The organism is Vibrio galatheae (genome assembly GCF_000967545.1).
GTDB lineage: Bacteria > Pseudomonadota > Gammaproteobacteria > Enterobacterales > Vibrionaceae > Vibrio > Vibrio galatheae.
The window spans coordinates 1-205 of sequence record NZ_JXXV01000066.1; the positions used below are offsets into that span (position 1 = coordinate 1).

The window sequence follows — 205 nt, forward strand, 5'->3', positions numbered from 1 at the left end:
CCACCCCAACGTTTTTGAGTACAGCTTCAACGGATCCAGATGGAGGACCGGCTGGTCAAATAGGTGTGCTGACCATTGATGACAATGGTAACTGGGCGTACTCCGTTGACAATGATAACCCTTATGTTCAGGGCTTGGATGACGGTGACACCATCACAGAAATCTATCAAGTGGCAACCGCTGATGGCGCTGACACGCAAACCAT

At 50.2% G+C, this 205-nt stretch carries 1 protein-coding gene; it reads left to right on the forward strand.

Features of this window, described 5'->3' with window-relative positions:
* Positions 1-205, forward strand: a 205-nt coding sequence (locus tag TW81_RS18760; RefSeq protein ID WP_045957256.1) for a VCBS domain-containing protein, incomplete at both ends; no start/stop codon positions are given.